The organism is Pseudomonas sp. B16120, from assembly GCF_044218845.1.
In the GTDB taxonomy this organism is placed as follows: Bacteria; Pseudomonadota; Gammaproteobacteria; order Pseudomonadales; family Pseudomonadaceae; genus Aquipseudomonas; species Aquipseudomonas paracarnis.
Window position 1 is genome coordinate 4,103,931 of record NZ_CP162588.1, and the last position, 18,365, is coordinate 4,122,295.

20 protein-coding genes and 4 tRNA genes are annotated in these 18,365 nt (G+C 60.0%); 9 read left to right on the forward strand and 15 right to left on the reverse strand.

Translation table 11 applies throughout. From position 1 onward, the window contains the following. The first annotated feature begins 157 nt into the window (after window positions 1-157). Window positions 158-409, forward strand: a complete 252-nt coding sequence (locus tag AB4P90_RS19065) for a DUF1654 domain-containing protein (protein WP_014719132.1) — start codon at window positions 158-160, stop codon at window positions 407-409. A 4-nt stretch (window positions 410-413) separates the two neighbouring features. Then, window positions 414-1,103, forward strand: coding sequence for an endonuclease (locus tag AB4P90_RS19070; RefSeq protein ID WP_019820898.1), 690 nt, complete (start codon window positions 414-416; stop codon window positions 1,101-1,103). Window positions 1,104-1,138: 35 nt separating this feature from the next. Here the strand turns inward: AB4P90_RS19070 and AB4P90_RS19075 are convergent, their stop codons facing one another. After that, entirely contained in the window at window positions 1,139-1,504 is a 366-nt protein-coding gene (locus AB4P90_RS19075) for an SPOR domain-containing protein (protein ID WP_019820896.1), read from the reverse strand. Window positions 1,505-1,768: 264 nt separating this feature from the next. Between AB4P90_RS19075 and csrA the strand changes: the two genes are divergently transcribed. The 3 genes from csrA to AB4P90_RS19090 all read left to right on the forward strand — a co-directional run bounded on the left by csrA (window position 1,769) and on the right by AB4P90_RS19090 (window position 2,829). Further along, entirely contained in the window at window positions 1,769-1,963 is a 195-nt protein-coding gene (csrA, locus tag AB4P90_RS19080) for a carbon storage regulator CsrA (protein ID WP_003192511.1), read from the forward strand. A gap of 210 nt (window positions 1,964-2,173) precedes the next feature. Continuing rightward, complete coding sequence (locus AB4P90_RS19085; protein ID WP_014719135.1) at window positions 2,174-2,434, forward strand: hypothetical protein; 261 nt, start codon at window positions 2,174-2,176, stop codon at window positions 2,432-2,434. A gap of 98 nt (window positions 2,435-2,532) precedes the next feature. After that, a complete protein-coding gene (locus AB4P90_RS19090; RefSeq protein ID WP_014719136.1) occupies window positions 2,533-2,829 on the forward strand; it encodes a hypothetical protein in 297 nt (98 codons plus the stop codon). Here the strand turns inward: AB4P90_RS19090 and AB4P90_RS19095 are convergent. Further along, on the reverse strand, window positions 2,791-3,495 hold the full coding sequence (locus tag AB4P90_RS19095) for an HAD family hydrolase (protein ID WP_014719137.1): 705 nt from the start codon (window positions 3,493-3,495) through the stop codon (window positions 2,791-2,793). The two genes, AB4P90_RS19090 and AB4P90_RS19095, sit on opposite strands and share 39 nt — an antisense overlap. A 184-nt stretch (window positions 3,496-3,679) precedes the next feature. On the opposite strand from AB4P90_RS19095, the gene AB4P90_RS19100 reads away from it, so the two are divergent. Genes AB4P90_RS19100 through AB4P90_RS19110 form a run of 3 tightly spaced genes read left to right on the forward strand, consistent with a single transcriptional unit; the run spans window position 3,680 to window position 6,051 of the window. Next, a complete protein-coding gene (locus AB4P90_RS19100) occupies window positions 3,680-3,940 on the forward strand; it encodes a DUF2790 domain-containing protein (RefSeq protein WP_020300939.1) in 261 nt (86 codons plus the stop codon). A 42-nt stretch (window positions 3,941-3,982) separates the two neighbouring features. Then, window positions 3,983-4,654 carry a heavy metal response regulator transcription factor gene (locus tag AB4P90_RS19105; protein ID WP_003192516.1) on the forward strand — a complete coding sequence of 224 codons (672 nt, stop codon included), beginning with the start codon at window positions 3,983-3,985 and terminating at the stop codon, window positions 4,652-4,654. Continuing rightward, window positions 4,651-6,051: a heavy metal sensor histidine kinase gene (locus AB4P90_RS19110; protein ID WP_038450862.1), complete on the forward strand. Its 1,401-nt coding sequence runs from the start codon at window positions 4,651-4,653 to the stop codon at window positions 6,049-6,051. Before AB4P90_RS19105 ends, AB4P90_RS19110 begins: the two co-directional genes overlap by 4 nt. A gap of 12 nt (window positions 6,052-6,063) precedes the next feature. Here AB4P90_RS19110 and AB4P90_RS19115 read toward each other — a convergent pair whose 3' ends face one another. The 5 genes from AB4P90_RS19115 to AB4P90_RS19135 form a co-directional block, all read right to left on the reverse strand. Further along, window positions 6,064-6,555, reverse strand: a complete 492-nt coding sequence (locus AB4P90_RS19115) for an anti-virulence regulator CigR family protein (protein ID WP_019820889.1) — start codon at window positions 6,553-6,555, stop codon at window positions 6,064-6,066. A 64-nt stretch (window positions 6,556-6,619) separates the two neighbouring features. Further along, window positions 6,620-7,249 carry a pyroglutamyl-peptidase I gene (gene pcp, locus AB4P90_RS19120; protein WP_395605289.1) on the reverse strand — a complete coding sequence of 210 codons (630 nt, stop codon included), beginning with the start codon at window positions 7,247-7,249 and terminating at the stop codon, window positions 6,620-6,622. Window positions 7,250-7,256: 7 nt separating this feature from the next. Beyond that, entirely contained in the window at window positions 7,257-8,207 is a 951-nt protein-coding gene (locus AB4P90_RS19125) for a DUF979 domain-containing protein (protein WP_019820885.1), read from the reverse strand. Further along, a complete protein-coding gene (locus AB4P90_RS19130; protein ID WP_014719143.1) occupies window positions 8,204-8,920 on the reverse strand; it encodes a DUF969 domain-containing protein in 717 nt (238 codons plus the stop codon). The genes AB4P90_RS19125 and AB4P90_RS19130 overlap by 4 nt, the downstream gene beginning before the upstream one ends. Window positions 8,921-9,543: 623 nt before the next feature. Then, window positions 9,544-9,620 (reverse strand) — tRNA-Val (locus AB4P90_RS19135). Between the two features lie 184 nt (window positions 9,621-9,804). On the opposite strand from AB4P90_RS19135, the gene AB4P90_RS19140 reads away from it, so the two are divergent. Then, window positions 9,805-11,088, forward strand: a complete 1,284-nt coding sequence (locus AB4P90_RS19140; protein WP_020300943.1) for an FAD-binding oxidoreductase — start codon at window positions 9,805-9,807, stop codon at window positions 11,086-11,088. Window positions 11,089-11,130: 42 nt separating this feature from the next. Here AB4P90_RS19140 and AB4P90_RS19145 read toward each other — a convergent pair whose 3' ends face one another. The 8 genes from AB4P90_RS19145 to AB4P90_RS19180 form a co-directional block, all read right to left on the reverse strand. Beyond that, window positions 11,131-12,102 (reverse strand): XdhC family protein, encoded by a 972-nt coding sequence (locus AB4P90_RS19145; protein WP_014719145.1) that lies wholly within the window; start codon window positions 12,100-12,102, stop codon window positions 11,131-11,133. Between the two features lies 1 nt (window position 12,103). Beyond that, a complete protein-coding gene (locus AB4P90_RS19150; protein WP_395605290.1) occupies window positions 12,104-13,339 on the reverse strand; it encodes a c-type cytochrome in 1,236 nt (411 codons plus the stop codon). Between the two features lie 2 nt (window positions 13,340-13,341). Continuing rightward, window positions 13,342-13,881: a (2Fe-2S)-binding protein gene (locus AB4P90_RS19155; protein WP_034128255.1), complete on the reverse strand. Its 540-nt coding sequence runs from the start codon at window positions 13,879-13,881 to the stop codon at window positions 13,342-13,344. After that, a complete protein-coding gene (locus AB4P90_RS19160) occupies window positions 13,874-16,705 on the reverse strand; it encodes a xanthine dehydrogenase family protein molybdopterin-binding subunit (RefSeq protein WP_395605291.1) in 2,832 nt (943 codons plus the stop codon). The genes AB4P90_RS19155 and AB4P90_RS19160 overlap by 8 nt, the downstream gene beginning before the upstream one ends. 387 nt (window positions 16,706-17,092) lie before the next feature. Continuing rightward, window positions 17,093-17,169, reverse strand: a tRNA-Asp gene (locus tag AB4P90_RS19165). Window positions 17,170-17,274: 105 nt separating this feature from the next. Further along, a tRNA-Asp gene (locus AB4P90_RS19170) sits at window positions 17,275-17,351 on the reverse strand. Between the two features lie 56 nt (window positions 17,352-17,407). Continuing rightward, window positions 17,408-17,483, reverse strand: a tRNA-Val gene (locus AB4P90_RS19175). A gap of 107 nt (window positions 17,484-17,590) precedes the next feature. Then, window positions 17,591-18,355 carry an SDR family oxidoreductase gene (locus tag AB4P90_RS19180; RefSeq protein ID WP_395606106.1) on the reverse strand — a complete coding sequence of 255 codons (765 nt, stop codon included), beginning with the start codon at window positions 18,353-18,355 and terminating at the stop codon, window positions 17,591-17,593. Window positions 18,356-18,365: the final 10 nt, after the last annotated feature.

Here is an 18,365-nt window from a genome sequence, read left to right on the forward strand (position 1 = left end):
GAGGGAGCTTGCTCCCTCGCCATATTCAACCCCTCTCCCCCCGCACCTCAACAAACTTCCTGATTCGCTGTCAGACGAACTTCTTGAAATTTAAGCAGTTGCGAAATTGCCTACAGTTAAATACTGTATGTGCGTACAGCCAATTAAGGAATGTTCTGTGGCAAAGCCCTCTTCCGCAGCCCCTGCATCGCCTGACGCCTACCAGCGCCTGGCTATCCGCGTGCAAAAAATCATCAATTCGACCAACGCCCAAAAAGCCAAGGCAGCGTTGATCTTCCGTTTACCCGATGAACCGGAGACCGATTGGCAACGTTTACTGGAAGAGATTTCGGAAAACGACAACGTCACCCTCGCCTATCGAGATGACGGTGGCGTGCAGATTTTCTGGGTTGTGCCGAAGGAAGATTGATTCAATGAGTGCCCGTTTTATTGCTGTGTGCTGTCTGTTTTTAACCGTCACCGCCAACGCCCAAGCCCCTCGAACCTTCAGCGAAGCCAAGAAAATCGCCTGGAAGCTCTACGCGCCGCAATCCACCGAATTTTATTGCGGCTGCAAATACACCGGTAACCGGGTCAACCTGAAAGCCTGCGGTTACATCCCCCGCAAAAACGCCAACCGCGCCGCGCGCATTGAGTGGGAACACATCGTACCGGCCTGGCAAATCGGGCATCTGCGCCAATGCTGGCAAAATGGCGGGCGAAAAAACTGCACGCGCCATGATGAGGTGTTCAAGCGCGCCGAGGCAGACCTGCACAATCTGGTGCCGAGCATCGGCGAAGTGAATGGCGACCGTAACAACTTCAGCTTTGGCTGGCTGCCGGTGCAAAGCGGGCAGTATGGCTCATGCCTGACCCAGGTGGACTTCAAGGCAAAGAAAGTCATGCCGCGCCCGTCCATTCGCGGAATGATCGCGCGCACGTATTTCTACATGAGCAAGCAATATGGCCTACGCCTGTCGAAGCAGGACCGGCAATTGTATGAAGCCTGGAACAAGACCTATCCGGTGCAAATCTGGGAGCGCCAGCGCAACCAGACCGTGGCTTGCGTGATGGGGCGCGGCAATGAGTTCGTCGGTCCGGTCAACCTGAAGGCCTGCGGCTGAACGTGGGCGGGGCTGCCCGCCCACCTGGCCTGCTGCTACTGCGCAGCCTTGTGTTCGATGATCTCCGACACGGTGTCGTTTTTCTTGGCCCGTGCCATTTTTTCGTTTAGCAGCGCCTGCTTGGCTTCGGCCTCGGCTTTGGTCGCGAACGGCCCCAATAGCACCTCATCCTTGCCGTCGACTTTGACGATATAGAAATTGAAGCCGTGTTCCAGCAACCAGGCGGTCAGGTCGGTGATCGCCTGCAGCTTGTGGTCCGGCGGGCCGACCCGTATATCCCACTCCTGAGCGGCAATCGCACCGGTTTGCGGCAGGCTTTCGGTCACGGCAGGCTTGGCCTTGGGGGCATCGACCGACTTACCTTCACCGCATCCGGCCAACGCCAACACCACAATTGCCATCGCTACTTTACGCACTGCCCTGCTCCTTTGAGGATCAAAGAGGCAACTTTACCATTCACTGTCTATTCTGGCCGTCATAAACGTTGGCTTAAACAATGCGAATCATGTATCGCGACCTGTATGATACCGCCATGGGAATTAATGTTGCCTCTATGCGTCCTAGAAAGAGGCAGTCACAGGGAAGCGCTTCGCAGTAAGCTACACACATCCGACACCTACCCTGTCTGAAACATGTGTCCTTAAAAGTAATTCAAGGAGAAGTCCATGCTTATACTCACCCGCAAAGTCGGTGAAAGCATAAACATCGGTGATGACATTACGATCACCATCCTGGGCGTTAGCGGCCAGCAAGTACGAATCGGCATCAACGCCCCTAAGGATGTTGCCGTGCATCGCGAGGAGATTTACCAGCGTATCCAGGCCGGCCTGACTGCACCCGATAAAAACCAGACGCCTTGAAACGCCTCCAGTAGCCAGCCTTTTCGTTCACTGTAACGGCTGGCGAAAACCCAATTGGCCTGCTCGCGTTTCCCCGCGTGACCAGCGCGCCTTGAGCTTTCCCTTCGCTGCAAGATGAAACTGTCAGGGTATCCGGAACTTGTCGCGCTATTGGCAGCCCAATTTCTGACACTTTATCCTGCCATCCGAGTGCATTTCAGGAACACGTCGATGAGGCCAGCCGCGTCGCAATCCCTTGTTTCCAGATCCTGGATGATTGCCCTGTTGATAGGGCTGACCTTCGTGGCACTCGGGTGTGGCCTGAGAATGGAAGTTGAAGGGGCCGATCCCGACACCCATTCCTGGGTGGATCTGGCGCTTCTACTCTGTGGCTACCTGCTTGTGTTCTGCCTCAAGCCCATCCAGAAGGTGATCTTGCGCAAGCTGTGTCAGCGCGCCGCTCATCGCGCCCATGAAAAAGCCGCACGCTGAGGGCGTTTAGCGGTTATCGGATCGCCGGTATTTACACCGCCGCACCACCACCTATCATTGGGCTTGCGTTGCGCAGCTAATCAAAGGTGCAAAAGCAGATGGACACCCTCAACAAATCCCAAATCGAAAAAGCCTTGGCAGAACGCCTGCCGAGCTACAGGGTTGAGTGCACGCTGCATGCCGACGGCACCCTGTCAGCCGTGCTCAGCGGCCCAGAGACCGATCACTTCGCGATTACCGGCATCGTGCGTGCGCACTATCACGGTACAGAGGCCATCAACCAGCTCGCCACCGAGATACTCAGGGAAATGGTGATGTCGCGCCAAGGCATGAAAAACAGCCGGTTGCAGGCGCTATCAGACTCCCTCGACTGCCTGGAAGGCCGAGACCGGTAACGGACTTAAGGACAGCAAGCCATCAGCCCCACGCTCGGCTTTCAACGCACTATATTCCTCGATGCAAGCATGGGCAGTCACCATCGGCGCCATGTGTGTCGAGGTCACCACCATGATATCCGCCCCCGCCGCTTCCCCAGCCTGAATGCCCACTGTGGCGTCCTCGAACACCAGGCAGTCTTGCACCGGCACGCCCAGGCGCTGGGCACCCAGCACATAACAGGCCGGATCGGGCTTGCCCGTCTTTACATCTTCGGCTGTCACCAGTACCGCCGGCACCGGAATGCCCGCCGCTTGCAGCCGGCGCACGGCCAACGCTTTTGGCGCAGAGGTGACCAACGCCCATTGATCGACGGGCAGGCTGGCCAAAAACGCCACCGCGCCGGGAACTGCCACGATGCCTTCGACATCGTCCAGCTCAGCCTCGGTGATCCATTGGGCTTCTACCTGTGGATCGACACCCGGCAACGCCTGGCGGGTGATCGTATCAATTGCGCGGGCACCATGAATGGTGTGCAGGAACGCTTCCACATCCAAGCCATGCCGTGCAGCCCAGATGCCCCACACGCGCTCCGCAGCCGCAATGGAGTTGAGCAGGGTCCCGTCCATATCGAACAGAAAGGCGCGGTAACGCCGGGTAAATACGTTTGGAGTTGGGCTGGACACTGCACGGCTTCCTCATGGGCTGGGCCCCTGCAATCTACGGATCACCTTGACGCTTGTAAACGCCGAGATCTGGCCCGTCAGTTCCGAGGCAAAAATGACGAACTTGTCATGATCCTGTTGGTTGGCTGTTGGGGTCGCCTGGTTACCGTGAGCTCACTACCCACCCGGAACGTGAGACACCACCATGAAACTGATTGCCTTGGGCTTCGCCGCTTTGCTCGCCACTGGCTCGGTATTCGCTGCCGATACCGCCCCCGCCACCAACGTGATCCACGACAAAACCGGCTTCTTCGTGCACCTGGATGTCGCCAAGGTGCTGTCGAGCACCGACACCTACGGCCAATGCGGGGTTGTGCCGGCGCAACTGCGCTACCTGGACCACCAAGACCGCGAACATGTGCTGGATTACCAAGTCCAGGGCACCGGTTGCGCCAATGACAATTGATCGGGCTACACTGGCGCAACTTATTGAAGCAGAGCACTTCCCATGAACATCCTTGTAGTCGAAGACGAACCCAAGGCCGGCAATTATCTGCTCAATGGCCTGCAGGAACTGGGGCATTGTGTGAGCCTGGCCCGCGATGGCGTGGACGGTTTGCACCAGGCCCTTGAAACGCCCTTCGACGTGATCGTACTCGACGTGATGATGCCGAAAATGGATGGCTGGGAAGTGCTGCGTCGCCTGCGCAAAGAGGCCGATACGCCGGTGCTGTTCCTCACCGCCCGCGATGACATCGCCGACCGCATCAAAGGCCTTGAACTGGGTGCCGATGACTACCTGATCAAGCCCTTTTCGTTCGCCGAACTGGTGGCGCGCCTGCGTACCCTCAACCGTCGTGGCCCGAGCCGGGATGAAGAGCAACTGCACATCGCCGACCTGCACATTGACGTACTCAAACGTCGGGTCACCCGCGCCGGCACGCGCATTACCCTGACCAACAAAGAGTTCGCCCTTCTGCACCTGTTTGCCACGCACCAGGACCAAGTGCTGTCCCGCTCGCTGATTGCTTCGCGGGTATGGGACATGAACTTCGACAGCGACACTAATGTGGTGGATGTCGCCGTGCGCCGCCTGCGCCTGAAAATCGACGACCCGTTCCAGCTCAAGCTGATCCACAGCGTGCGGGGCATTGGCTACCGCTTCGATACCCAGCCATGAGCCGCCAGCACCCTTACTCCCTGACCCTGCGCCTGGCATTGATCTTCGCCCTGCTCGCCTTCGCCCTGCTGGCAACCCTGGGCGTGGCGCTGTACCGGGAGCTGGAGCGCGAACTGATCCGCCGCGATGACGCCGCGCTGATATCGCGAGTGGATCAGTTGCGCAACCTGCTTAACGACAGCAATACCTTGGACTTGATCAAGACCAAGCCAGAGCTGTTCCAGAACATGTTGGGCAACCGCGAATCGGTGCTGAGCATTACCGCCCCCGGCAAACAGGCACTGCTGCTGGTAAACCCGGGGAATATTGAGTTGCCGTCGATCCAGCCGCTGCCCAAGGATCACCGGCTCATATTGAGCGACGTGCAACATTTACCAGGCCTGAACGGCATTCCCTTCTCGCTGGTGGCCGTGGCCATCGACTCCGGCGACCTGGGCAGCTTGCAAATCACCAGCGGCCGCCTGATGACCGAGCGCACCGCGGTGCTCGCCAGTTATCGACTCAGCGTCTACATCCTGGCGAGTATCGCCGCGATCATCCTGGCGCTGGTGGGTTACCTGCTGGTTCATCGCGGCTTGCTGCCGTTGCGCCGCCTGGCCCGGCATGCCCAAGGGATCGGCGTCAGCAACCTGGCCGAACGCCTCGACAGCCACGGCGCGCCGAAAGAATTGCTGCCAATGATCGACTCGTTCAACACCATGCTTGAGCGCCTGGCCAAAGGTTTTGTACAACTGGGCCAAGTGTCCACCGATATGGCCCATGAACTGCGCACCCCGATCAACAACCTGCTCGGCGAAACCCAGGTGGCCCTGCAGCAGCAGCGCAGCATCGAGAGCTACCAGCAACTGCTGGCCTCCAATGTCGAAGAGCTGGAACGCCTGGCGCGAATGCTCGACAACATGCTGTTCCTGGCCCGCACCGACCCCGCCAGCGCACTGCGCCAACGCCAAGCGCTGGACGCAGCGGATGAAGTGGAACGCATCGCGGATTACTTCGAGGGGCTGGCCGGTGATGTGGACATGCACATCACGGCCTTGGGCGAAGGGGTGATCTGGGCTGAACCGATGCTGCTGCGCCGTGCCTTGGCCAACCTGTGTGCCAACGCCATCAAGTATGGCGCGCCGGGCTCGGAGCTGAGTATCCAGGCAGTGCCGGATGGCGCGGGCATCAACCTGAAAGTCAGCAACCAAGGCCAGACGATCCCGGCTGAGCACCTGCCGCGGCTGTTCGAACGGTTCTACCGGGTGGATGAATCCCGCGAGCGGTCATCCCAGTCCAACGGCCTGGGACTCTCGATCGTGGCGACCATCATGCAACTGCATAACGGGCGGTACCGTGTAAGCAGTGAAGATGGCGTGACCTGTTTTGAGTTGTTTTTCCCCGGCCGTGAAGCCTGAGGGCGCTGCACCTCAATCAAACGCACCGTTCAGAACTTCGTAGATGATACCGGTCGCAATGGCCACCAATATCAAGTCGGTTCCCGCTTGCTGCCATTCGTAACCATCATAACGAGGCAACTGCCCCAGCAAGCGGCCGTCCAGCTTCTTGGCAATACCAGGCGGCAGGGGCTTGCCGCGTGCCAGGTTTTTCTGAATGCCAGGCGGTAAGGCTGGCCCTGGGCGCCAATAATCGCGGTGACCGCCCAGCACGTTCAGTACAAGACCGCGATCAACGCTGAAGTCATTTCTGGATTGGCCGCCCTTGTCTTTGGCCTTACCCGGCCCGCCCTGGGCATTACCTTTGTTATTACCGTGACCTTTGCCGTTGTCCTGCCCACCATAGGCATCACCCTTGTTATTGCCTTGGCCTTTGCCATTACCTGGATCTGCAAGGGCAAGGCCACTGGTGACGGCCAGTGCAAGCGACAACGCAGCCGATACAAGTTTCGTACGCTTTAACATGGCGACTTTCCGAGGCAAGGGTGTGCTGGAACTGTAGTTGAAATTGCAACACAGCGTACAGCTGTCAGCTGATCTGGCCACCGGCAAGGACGACATCCGCCTGGGTTTGCCAGGCTGCCAGCGCCGCAACCCGCAGCCCTTCCACGGTTGTCGATAGCACCATCGACGGCTCGCTCGATCCGGGCAAGCCGGGAACGTGAATAAACCCACTGCGCACCCCAGTCCCCACCAAGGCGTGCTGCAAACGATAAAACACCTGGTTGCACACAAACGTCCCCGCCGTCTGCGATACCGAGGCCGCAATACCCGCCTCACGCACCGCCTTGACCATGCCCTTGATCGGCAACGTCGAGAAGTACGCCGCCGGGCCGCCGTCCACCACTGAGGTATCAATTGGCTGAGCGCCCAGATTGTCGGGAATACGCGCATCGTTAACGTTGATCGCAACGCGCTCGACGGAAATATCACTGCGCCCAGGCCCCAGGCCCGTGGCGATGACCATTGCCGGCTGCAGTTCGTTGATCAACTGCAGCAAGGTCTCGGCCGCGGTGGCAAATGCGCAGGGCAAGCAACGCGCAACTATCTGCACCCCCTCGCACAACTGCACACCGTCCAACTGGCGCACGGCCTCCCAAGAAGGGTTTACCGCCGCCTTATCAAAGGGCTCGAAGCCCGTCAGCAATACGTTTTGCACAATGACCTCACATCAACAGGTAAAGCAGCACGATATTGACCACCAGCATCATCAGCGCCGTGGGTATCTGGGCCTTGATCACCGCATTTTTGTCCGGCAGTTCCAGTAGCGCCGCCGGTACGATATTGAAGTTGGCCGCCATGGGCGTCATCAACGTACCGCAATAGCCCGAGAACATACCAATGGCCGCCATCACCGCAGGGTTGCCGCCGTAAATCCCCACCAGCACCGGCACGCCGACGCCACCGGTCATCACCGGAAAGGCCGCAAAACCATTGCCCATGATCACGGTAAACAAGGCCATGCCCAACACATAGACCATCACCGCCACCAACTTGTAGTCCAGGTTGATGTAGGTGGTGGTGACATGAGCGACCGCCGTGCCCACCCCGGCCTCATTGAACAACAGCCCGAGCATCGCCAGCATTTGCGGGAGCACCATGGCCCAGCCCAGAGCTTCGGTCAGGCGACGGGATTCGCGTAACGCTTGTACCGGCGTATCCCGGGTCAGCCAGCAGGCCAGGCCAAGGGCGATCAGGCAACCGATGCCCAGGGAGACGAAGGTGGTGTTCTTCGGGTCCAGCAGCGGTACACCACCGATTTCGGTGTGTTTGAGCAACACTGAGCCAATCACCGTGGTCAGCGGAATCGCCAACGCCGGGATGAACAATTTGTGGCCCAGGCGCCCGGCACTGGCGCGGGACGCCTTGTCGTGCAATTGGGCATGCTGGCCACGACCAACGCCGCCCAAGCCCGCAATCAATGCCATCACCACCACACCCACTCCGATGACCACCGAAGGCAAGCGCTCGCCTATAAGGAACGGTACGGCGAACAACAACCAGAACAGCGCACTGGACCAGCGCTTGGGGTGGGAACGGTCGAGCAGGATCATGCCGGCGGTGATCAGCAACAGCACGCCCGCCAGCCAGTACAGGTATTGAATGGAAATAATCATTGAGCAGCCTCCACTGGAGCGGTGGCCGAGCTCATTTCGCGGGTCAAGCGCCGGTCGAAACGATGCAACCGGATAGCGTGAATGATGAAGGCGCAGATCGCCGTCGGGATGCCCCACACCGCAATGTGCAGCGGCTCCACATCAATCCCCGAGCCAAGCAGGAAGGTGTGCATCAACGCAATCGCACCAAAGGCCACGAAGATGTCCTCACCAAAGAACAACCCGACGTTGTCGGTGGCAGCGCACATGGCCAGTACCTTGTGGCGTAGCTTGTCAGGCAGCTTGCCATAACGTTTTTCTGCGGCGCCCTCGGCCATCGGCGCCAGCAGCGGCCGCACCATCTGCGGATGCCCACCCAGGCTCGTCAACCCCATGGCCGCCGTGGACTCACGCACAAACAGATAGATGATCAACAAACGCCCGACCGTGGCGCGTTCGAAGCGTGCAATCCAGTTCTGCGCATGCAGGCGCAGGCCATGGCGTTCCAGCAGGCCAATCACCGCCAGCGGCAATAACAGAATCAGTTGCAAGGCACGGGTCTGAAGGAAGCCATCGCCCATGGTGGCGAGAATTTTTTCCAGCGGGAACTGGGCGGCAAGCCCGGTGGCGATGGCGGCCGCGGTGACCACCAACAGCGGATTGAAGCGCAATACAAAGCCGACCACGATGACAAGTACGCCGATCAACGGCCATAAGTTCACAACAGTTTGCATGGCGAAGAGGTCCTTTAGTGCGCGCTGCGGCGCCATTACAGCAGGATGTGGGCAAAGGGCTCACAGCATGAAAATGACGTGCAATCGGCTCGGTTTTTTATTGTTGACCTGGAAGGTCGAGCGTCAGTGGCGGCAACTTTGCTGCCTGGGGACGGGGGTGTCCAACAAGAAAAATTGTTGCTGCAAACCAATAATTTTTGTGGGGGGATGGCATCGGGGGTACGGCACCATGGAGAGATTCAGCGCAGTTTTTTTGGAAAAGACGTGAGGATGAACTCGCTATGGCGTCGGCAGGGAAAATTCCTGATCTGCACCTATACTCCACGGTGCAGCTGTGTGTACTTGCAGTTCATTCACGGTGTCACGCCGACAATGAGGGTTCCCGCTATGTATGCCGGACAAATGAGTAATATGGCGACCACGCTTGGCGAAATACGCTGCCAGCTGTTCGCCCAGGTAATTTGCCTGCTGGCGGTGGCGACGCTTTTCGCCTGATTGGACATACAAGCCCTGAAAGGACGCCGCCCGGCGTCTTGATGTTCCTTTGCCCAAATTTCAGGCAACAAAAAAGGGCCCACCTTTCGGTGAGCCCTTCCAGACCGCCCAGCAGAGCGGATTTTGTTTGGTAGGCGCGATTGGACTCGAACCAACGACCCCCACCATGTCAAGGTGGTGCTCTAACCAACTGAGCTACGTGCCTGCTGTGAGGCGGCATTCTACGGAATTCCGGAGGGGTGTCAACATCTTTTTTGCAGCTAACCCTATGAATATGCGAATTTTTTATTTGCGCCGGGTACACCCGTGATTTTCGGGTGGCTGGCAGGCAATTTTCAACTCAGGTAGGATCGGCGCACTCGTAAAAAATATAAAACAGAGGTTCCAGGATGGCGAACACCCCCTACCCCCAGTCGTATTACGCCGCTTCTGCGAATGCAGTTCCGCCCCGTCCTGTGTTGCAAGGTGAGGTCGAGACCGATGTGTGCGTGATCGGGGCCGGCTATACCGGGCTTTCCAGTGCGCTGTTTCTGCTGGAGAACGGCTTTCGCGTTACGGTGCTGGAAGCCGCCAAGGTCGGTTTTGGTGCCTCGGGTCGCAACGGTGGGCAGATCGTCAATAGTTACAGCCGCGATATCGACGTGATCGAGCGCAGCGTCGGGCCTCAGCAGGCGCAGTTGTTGGGGCAGATGGCGTTTGAAGGCGGCAGGATCATCCGTGAGCGCGTGGCCAAGTACCAGATCCAGTGCGACTTGAAGGACGGTGGCGTGTTCGCCGCCCTCAACAGCAAGCACATGGGCCACTTGGAATCGCAGAAGCGTCTGTGGGAGCGCTACGGCCATACGCAACTGGAGTTGCTGGACGAGCGACGCATCCGCGAAGTGGTGGCCTGTGACAACTATGTGGGCGGCTTGCTGGACATGAGCGGCGGCCATATCCACCCGCTCAACCTGGCGCTCGGTGAAGCCGCGGCTGTGGAATCCCTGGGCGGCACGATCTATGAGCAATCGGCAGCGGTGCGCATCGAGCGCGGCGCTAATCCGGTGGTGCATACCGCCGAAGGCAAGGTCAGGGCCAAATTCATTATCGTCGCGGGGAACGCTTACCTGGGCAATCTGGTGCCGGAGCTGGCGGCCAAGTCGATGCCGTGTGGCACCCAAGTGATCACCACGGCGCCACTGGGCGATGAAGTAGCCAAGACTTTATTGCCACAAGATTACTGTGTCGAGGACTGCAACTACCTGCTCGACTACTACCGCCTCACCAGCGACAAGCGCCTGATCTTCGGCGGCGGCGTGGTGTATGGCGCGCGGGACCCGGCGAATATCGAAGCGATTATCCGGCCGAAAATGCTCAAGGCATTTCCGCAACTGAAGAACGTGAAGATCGACTACGCCTGGACTGGCAATTTCCTGCTGACCCTGTCGCGTTTGCCGCAGGTCGGTCGCCTGGGTGACAACATCTATTACTCCCAGGGCTGTAGCGGCCATGGCGTGACGTACACGCACCTGGCAGGCAAAGTACTGGCAGAGGCCTTGCGGGGTCAGGCAGAGCGTTTTGATGCGTTTGCGGGTTTGCCGCATTACCCGTTCCCGGGTGGGCAAATGTTGCGCACGCCGTTTGCGGCGCTGGGGGCTTGGTACTACGGGTTGCGAGATAAATTCGGGATGTAAACACTGTAGGAGCGAGCTTGCTCGCTCCTACAGGGCTGCGCTTCAGAGCCGGTCGCGAGCAATCCCGCTGCGAATCCGCACGATATCCGCCAATACCGCCAACGCAATTTCCGACGGCGTCCTGCTCCCCAGGTTAAGCCCGATGGGCGCGTGTATCCGCGCCAGTTCAGGCTCCCCCAACCCACCGATGCGGCGCAGTCGCTCAAAGCGCTTCTGCGAGGTCTGCAACGACCCCATCACGCCAATGTAGAACGCGTCGGTACGCACCGCTTCCATCATCGCCAGATCGTCGATACGCGGGTCATGCGTCAGCGCAACCACCGCCGTATCACGGTGACAGCCGCCATCGGCAATAAACACCGACGGCAACTGGCGACGAATCTCCACGCCATTGAGCACCACGCCTTCGAGCACTTCATCGCGTGGGTCGCAGAGAATCACTTCGAACCCGAGGCCGACTGCAAACTCGGCACACGCCTGCGCCACGCTGGAGTACCCGGCCAGCAATAGACGCTGAGCCGCACCGACGCGGAGGCGCACCCGCTCACTGTCACGCTCGATGCGCGCGCCCTGCTCACAATCAGCGACCAGGCGGCGCGCCCCGCTGGCCAGGTCGACCTGGCGAATCAAGCGCCGCTGCCCGAGCAGCGCCGACTCCACTTCACGCAGGTGCGCCTGCACCTCGCAGTCAGGCTCGAACTTCTCAACCAATACTTCGAGAATGCCGCCGCAGGGCAGGCTGACCCGCGAGCGCGGATCGTCCCCTGCGCCGTAGCGCACCACGTTGACCGCATCGAGAAACGCACCGTCAGCGACGCGTTCGAGAAAGTCTTCCTCGACGCAACCACCCGACAACGACCCAATCCACTGCCCTGCGGCGTTCACTGCCAGCAACGAACCCGGCGCACGCGGCGCCGAGCCGTAGGTGGCCAGTACCGTACAGAGCCAGATGCGTTGCCCGGCCACCGACCACTCCAGCGCCCGTCGTATCACCTGCAGGTCCAGATGCTGCATGTCAGTGCGCCTTGTGCTCGATGGACGGCGCCTCAGCCTGCAACTTCTGCACATCGCTCACCGCCAGCTCCGCCGATTGCCCGCCCCAGCCTTGGCGCAGGTAATTGATCAGATCGGTGAGTTGCGCCGGGCTGAGTTTTCCAGCGAAGCCCGGCATCGGTTGCATGTGCTCGAACCCGGAGAACTTCTGCTCACCGATCCCGTCCTCGATCACCCGCACTAGGTTGCGCGGGTCTTCCAGACGCAGCGTGGTGTTGCCGCGCATCGCCACCGCGATGTGCGGCTTGCCTTCACCACCGGCGGCATGGCAACCGGCACAGACGTTCAGGTATTCCTGGCGGCCGCGCAGAGCGCTCGGGCCGAGCTTGTCCACCGGCACTTCGACCAACGCCTTGGCTGCCGGCGGTTTATCGCCGAGCAGGAAGGTCGCCATCGCGGCCAGGTCCGTATCGCTCAGGCCCTGGGTGCTGTTGTGGAACACCGGGAACATCTCGTTGAACATCGTCCCTTGGGCGCTCATGCCGTGCTTGAGGAACGTGGCCAGGTCCTGCTCATTCCAGCCGCGCGCGGCCAGGTCCGTGGCGAGCAGGCTGGGCGCCAGATAGCCATTGAGGATGCCGCCGGTCAGGCGCTTGTCCAGCTCCATCGCACCGGGCAGGCCACGTGGCGTGTGGCATTCGCCGCAGTGGCCGAGCACTTCGACCATGTACTGGCCGCGCTTCCAGGCTTCGCTCTTGCCTTCGGCCGGTTCCAGTTTCAGCGCTTTGCCGTACAACACGTTCCAGCCCATCAAGCCCAGGCGCACGTTGAAGGGAAAGCTCAGGCTCGTGACCGGCGCTGCGCGCTTGATCGGCTCGATGGTTTTGAGGTACGCATGAATGGCGTCCGAGTCTTCACGCGGCATCAGGTGGTACGAGGTGTAGGGCATCGCCGGATACAAGTACGCACCGTCGCGACGCTTGCCTTCGGTCAACGCAGCGAAGAACTCGTCATCGCTGTACAAGCCGATGCCGTGTTCTTTGCTTGGCGTGATATTGGTGCCATAGATGGTGCCAAACGGCGAGACAATCGGCAGGCCGCCCGCAAACGGCGCGCCGCCCGGTGCAGTGTGGCAGGCCATGCAGTCAGCGGCGCGGGCGAGGTATTCGCCACGCTTGGCTTGATCATCAGCGTGGGCAAACAATACCGGCGCGGCCAGGCCGGCCGCCAAAGCCAAGCGGGTCAGAAAAAGCTTCATGCTTAACCCTCCTTGACCAGGCCGAGATCGGTCAGCACGTTGCGGGTGGCGTTGTAATAACGCACGTACCCGGTACAACGGCAGACGTGATGACCGAGGCTGTCCTCGATGACTTGTTCCAGCTTGCTGTGCACGGTCGGCTGGCGTTGCAGTTTCTCCACCAATACGGTGGCCGCATTGACGAAGCCCGGCGCGCAATAGCTGCACTGAAAGGCGAACTCATCCACGAAGCGCTGCTGGATCGGGTTGAGCTCAGTGACCTGGCCCGACTCATCGCGCTTGGCGTGGCCTTCGATAGTGCGCACTTGCTTGCCTTCGAAGTAATGCGCGCCGGTGATGCAGGTGCGCACTTCTTCGCTGGTGCCATCCGGGTTGTCGACGATCACCACACAGGCGTGGCAAATGCCTTGGCCGCAGCCCAGCCGCGAGCCCGTGAGGTTTTTGTATTCGTGCAGGTAGTCGATCATCGGCAGGTCATCAGGGATGTCCACCGGGCCGACGGGTTGACCATTGAGGGTCAGTTGAAGCGGACGGTTAGCCATTGAGGGCCTCCTTAATGCGGGCAGCCGTGATTGGCAGGTCGCGAACACGTTTACCGATGGCGTGTGCCACCGCATTACCAATGGCCCCGACAATCGGGATCATCACCACTTCAGCGATACCTTTGGACGGGTCGCTTGGCGACAGCGCCGGCAGAATCTCCGAGGTCTGTTTCCATACGGCAACGTGACGCGCCATCGGCAGACGGTAGCGGTTGAAGTTCCAGTCGCCCTCCCCCGGCCCGCCTTCGTACAACGGCATTTCCTCCATCAACGCGTGACCGATACCCATGGCCACTCCACCTTCGAGCTGGCCTTTGACCAACTCTTCAACCAGCACACGCCCGCACTCGACCCATGAATGGTGATTGAGCACTTCGACCTGCGCCGAACCCTTGTTGACCTTCAACTCGACCAACGTGGCGACGGGGCTGTAGTACGTCACCGCAGCGTTATTCAACTGGGTGGCGGGATAGCTGACGTTCTGGCGATCGAGCAGGTGGAAACCGGCAGTGCTCATCAGCGCCTGCTTGGCTTTCGGTGCGCCATCGCCGTATTTCACCGCCAGACCGTCGAGCGGCAGGCGCTCGCGCACACCGTCGATGCTGTACTCAGCCTCGGCCCAGCTCCAGCGGTTGAACCCGTGGACCGTGGCAGCGGTGACCAGGCCGCGCTCATGAGCGCGCTTGGCCAGTTCTTCAAAGCTCAATGGCTGCATGCCGTTGGCAGTGAGCTTGCCGTCCACCCAATGTGCGTCTTCGCGGCGCACCACATAGGGGTTGGCCTGGCCGCCGAACGGGCCCTGGCGCCAGATCTCCAGCGCCGCTGGCCACAGGCCGTGGTTGAACAGCACACGCGCCGCTTCACGGGTGGCGTGGCTGAAGTAGTACGCCGAGTTGGTCGCGGACGACGCCGACGCGAGCTTGCCCACCCAACGCGGGTTGCGCAGCAGGTTGTCCTGCTCGGCCTGGCTCATGGTGTAGGGGTTGCCGCCGGTGACCAACTGCATTTCCTGCCATTGTGTTTCGCCGGTCTTCACTTCGTGGGCCGGGCTGCCAAGGAAGTCGGCGACCACCAGCGATTGCGAAGTGGACATGCCGGTGCCGATTTCGATCCCGATGTGGCGCAGGCTGATGCGGCCGTCAGCGCTGAATTCAACACTGGCCATCGGCGCTTCGGAACCGGTGCCGAAGTCTTTCTGGCAGATGGCAAAACCGACGCCATACCAGTTATCCGGGTCTGCGGCTTCGCGTTGTTGCTTGATCGCGTCGCGGTTTTTCCACACGTCGTGCACAGCGGCCTTGTCGAGAATTTCGTGCAGGCGCAACGCACCGGCAGGGATCGCGCCCTGGGTGTTCTTCATGCCCGAACGCAGTGCGTTCTTGCGCCGCAGCTCAATGGCATCCACACCCAGGCGACCGGCGATTTCGTCGACCATCATTTCGGTCGCCGCCATGCTTTGCAGGGTGCCGTAGCCCCGCATCGAACCGGCTTCAACGCCACGGGAATGGTACGCGGTGACTTGCAGGTCGTTCTGCGGCATGTAGTAGATCGACTGCGCCGCCGTGGCGCCGACCGCAGCCACCGACGGGCTGTAGTTGATCCGGCCACCGCCGTCGACGCTCATGTCGGCGAGGAAGATTTTGAAGCTGTGGTCGTTCTTGTCGACCGCCAACTGATAGCGCATATCGAACGAGTGACGCTTGATGCCGCTCTGGAATTGCTCGTAACGATCATTGGCCAGACGCACCGGTACACCGGCGCCATACAACGCAGCGAGGGCGGCGTAGTAGACGAAAATGTTGTGGTCTTTGGAACCGTAACCCACGGTATAACCCGGATGCATGTTCAGGTGGGCCAGGCCGAAGCGCGACGGCGAGATCATCTTGGCGGTCTCGGTCGCCACTTCCAATGGGCACTGGGTGGCCACCACAAAGTGCAGGGTCTTGGTCGCCGGATCGTACCAACCGTTGCCGTTGTCCGGCTCCATGGCGGCCGGTTCGATCGATGGGGTTTTGTAGCGCTCGTCAAACACCAGCCAGTTGTCCGGTGGCGTGTTGATCTGGCTTTTCATGCGCTCGGCGTAGAACAGCCCGCGCTCGGTCAGGTTGCCGTGCAGGTTTGGCTGGGAATTCCACACCGGGCGACGGTTTTTCAGCATCGGGAACAGGATCGAATCCTTGAGGCTGGCGAATTCGTCTTCGTCGGCCGAGGTCGGGCCACCCACGCGCACGTAGCGGAAGCTACCGTAGGGGTCACCTTCGTAATACGGCACTTTGGCGCCGTAACGAATCGCCTTGTCATTGAACTTGAGTTTGTTCTTGGCCTGACGGAAACGCTCGAAGTCGTTCCAGATCAGGATCGCCACCGGGTGACCGATGAACATCGGCACTTTGCCCTCGGGCAACAACGGGTCCGGCGCATGTTCTTCCGGGAAGACGATACCGTCCTTGTCCAGGTCGGCAGCGGTGACAACGCGGTCCGGCTGCAACTCGGCGCCAAGCCACGACAGGTCGTAGCCCGCGTAGATGTGGTCGGCCTTGATGGTTTTGAGCAACATGGCGTGACCTTGCTGCTGGGGCCAGCCAGGCATGTCCTTGGAACGGATGTCGCGGGCAAACACCTTGCTGCCGCAGACTTTCGACAAGGCATCGTTACGCTGGCGCGCCTTGCCGTTATGGCCGAGCCACTTTTCAGACGGCACGGTCACGCTGTTTTCCATCAAGGCAGCCAGCGCCTGGGTGCTGAGCGGCGTGAGCGTGACACTCACACCCGCCACCAGCCCGCCCTGAAGGAACGAGCGCCGGGTGATTTCACGGTTGGACATGGATCATCCTCTGAGCGGTTATAAATCCGCCCTTATGGTTAAGTACACCGAATCTGGAGACTTGCAGAAGCCTTTCTCGACGAATCAAAAGGCCATGATGACAGTGCAAAGTTGACCGAAGGGTTAACTTTAAAGGTTTCTGCGCCTGCGGCAAATAACCACATTGAAATTTTTTGACACAAGAACGCAAAAACGGCCGACAGAATCGAAATGATCTGTCGGCCGTTTGCCGATAATGAGCGCTGTTGGCAGCGAAGAAGATGAGGTTTTTTCAAACCCCAGACACAAAAAACCCCGGTCTTTCGACCAGGGTCTTTGCTATCGGATCAAGGTGAGCCAGTGGCTTTCCTTGTGCTTCAAGGCGTTCAGTGGGCCTTGAGGCAGATATGGCGCAGCGGACGGGACTCGAACCCGCGACCCCCGGCGTGACAGGCCGGTATTCTAACCGACTGAACTACCGCTGCGTATCGCTTGGCTGATTGAGCATGAACCCTCAACCACCTTTAAACATCTGATCGATCAGCCTTGGCTGTTCAATCTCAAGCCCGACAGATCGAACCTGGAAAATATGGCGCAGCGGACGGGACTCGAACCCGCGACCCCCGGCGTGACAGGCCGGTATTCTAACCGACTGAACTACCGCTGCGCGTCGGTGCAACCTTTAACGTTGCGTCTTGCCCTAGGGGCAAAACTCTCAAGAAGTGGTGGGTGATGACGGGATCGAACCGCCGACCCTCTGCTTGTAAGGCAGATGCTCTCCCAGCTGAGCTAATCACCCTTTGCTTCGTTGAGGCCGCGAAATTTACGCAGGTAGCGGACCTAAGTCAATAGCCTGCTTGAAGTTTTTCTGAAAAAGACAAAATAACTTCAAGGCGGCTACCCGCCCTACTCGCTGTAAATCATCTTCTTGCTCATGCCGCCGTCCACCACGAACTCTTGCCCGGTGACGAACCCGGCCTGGCGTGACAACAACCAGGCCACCATCGCCGCCACGTCCTCCACCGTCCCCACCCTGCCCGCCGGATGCTGGGCATGATCGGCGTCGGTGAGCGGCTCTGCACGCCGCGCAGCCGGGTCACGTGCGTCGATCCAGCCAGGGCTGACCGCATTGACCCGCACTTCGGGACCCAGGCTCATGGCCAACGCGTGGGTCAGGGCCAACAGCCCACCTTTGCTGGCCGCATAGGCTTCGGTGTCGGGCTCGGATTGACGCGCCCGGGTCGAGGCCAGGTTGACGATAGCGCCGCCGTGGGCACGCAGGTAAGGCGCGCAGTGCTTGGCCAACAGCATCGGCCCGCTGAGGTTGACCGCCAGCACCCGATTCCAATACGTCAGATCGAGGCTTTCCAGGGTGATATTGCGCGGGTCGGCCACCGCCGCGTTGCACACCAACGCATCCAGGCGCCCGAACTGCCCCAGCACCTCGGCGACACCCTGGGCCACTTGCTTCTCGTCGGCCACGTCCATGGTGATAAACCAGGCATTGTCGCCCAGCACCTTGGACACCTTGGCACCGCGCTCGCGGTCCAGGTCGGTCAGCACCACCTGCCAACCTTCACTGATCAGCCACGCGGAAATCCCGAGGCCAATGCCCCGCGCCGCGCCCGTCACCAGCGCCACGCGCCCGTTACTGGCCGCCGCAGCCTCCATGGACCACTCG

Coding starts and splice junctions, on each gene's coding strand:
- AB4P90_RS19085 (WP_014719135.1), top strand. CDS start 2,174: ATGAGGCCAGCCGCGTCGCAATCCCTTGTTTCCAGATCCTGGATGATT.
- AB4P90_RS19140 (WP_020300943.1), top strand. CDS start 9,805: ATGGCGAACACCCCCTACCCCCAGTCGTATTACGCCGCTTCTGCGAAT.
- AB4P90_RS19100 (WP_020300939.1), top strand. CDS start 3,680: ATGAAACTGATTGCCTTGGGCTTCGCCGCTTTGCTCGCCACTGGCTCG.
- AB4P90_RS19150 (WP_395605290.1), bottom strand. CDS start 13,339: ATGAAGCTTTTTCTGACCCGCTTGGCTTTGGCGGCCGGCCTGGCCGCG.
- AB4P90_RS19090 (WP_014719136.1), top strand. CDS start 2,533: ATGGACACCCTCAACAAATCCCAAATCGAAAAAGCCTTGGCAGAACGC.
- AB4P90_RS19070 (WP_019820898.1), top strand. CDS start 414: ATGAGTGCCCGTTTTATTGCTGTGTGCTGTCTGTTTTTAACCGTCACC.
- csrA (WP_003192511.1), top strand. CDS start 1,769: ATGCTTATACTCACCCGCAAAGTCGGTGAAAGCATAAACATCGGTGAT.
- AB4P90_RS19125 (WP_019820885.1), bottom strand. CDS start 8,207: ATGATTATTTCCATTCAATACCTGTACTGGCTGGCGGGCGTGCTGTTG.
- AB4P90_RS19155 (WP_034128255.1), bottom strand. CDS start 13,881: ATGGCTAACCGTCCGCTTCAACTGACCCTCAATGGTCAACCCGTCGGC.
- AB4P90_RS19180 (WP_395606106.1), bottom strand. CDS start 18,355: ATGGAGGCTGCGGCGGCCAGTAACGGGCGCGTGGCGCTGGTGACGGGC.
- AB4P90_RS19075 (WP_019820896.1), bottom strand. CDS start 1,504: ATGGCAATTGTGGTGTTGGCGTTGGCCGGATGCGGTGAAGGTAAGTCG.
- AB4P90_RS19105 (WP_003192516.1), top strand. CDS start 3,983: ATGAACATCCTTGTAGTCGAAGACGAACCCAAGGCCGGCAATTATCTG.
- AB4P90_RS19110 (WP_038450862.1), top strand. CDS start 4,651: ATGAGCCGCCAGCACCCTTACTCCCTGACCCTGCGCCTGGCATTGATC.
- AB4P90_RS19115 (WP_019820889.1), bottom strand. CDS start 6,555: ATGTTAAAGCGTACGAAACTTGTATCGGCTGCGTTGTCGCTTGCACTG.
- AB4P90_RS19145 (WP_014719145.1), bottom strand. CDS start 12,102: ATGCAGCATCTGGACCTGCAGGTGATACGACGGGCGCTGGAGTGGTCG.
- AB4P90_RS19130 (WP_014719143.1), bottom strand. CDS start 8,920: ATGCAAACTGTTGTGAACTTATGGCCGTTGATCGGCGTACTTGTCATC.
- AB4P90_RS19160 (WP_395605291.1), bottom strand. CDS start 16,705: ATGTCCAACCGTGAAATCACCCGGCGCTCGTTCCTTCAGGGCGGGCTG.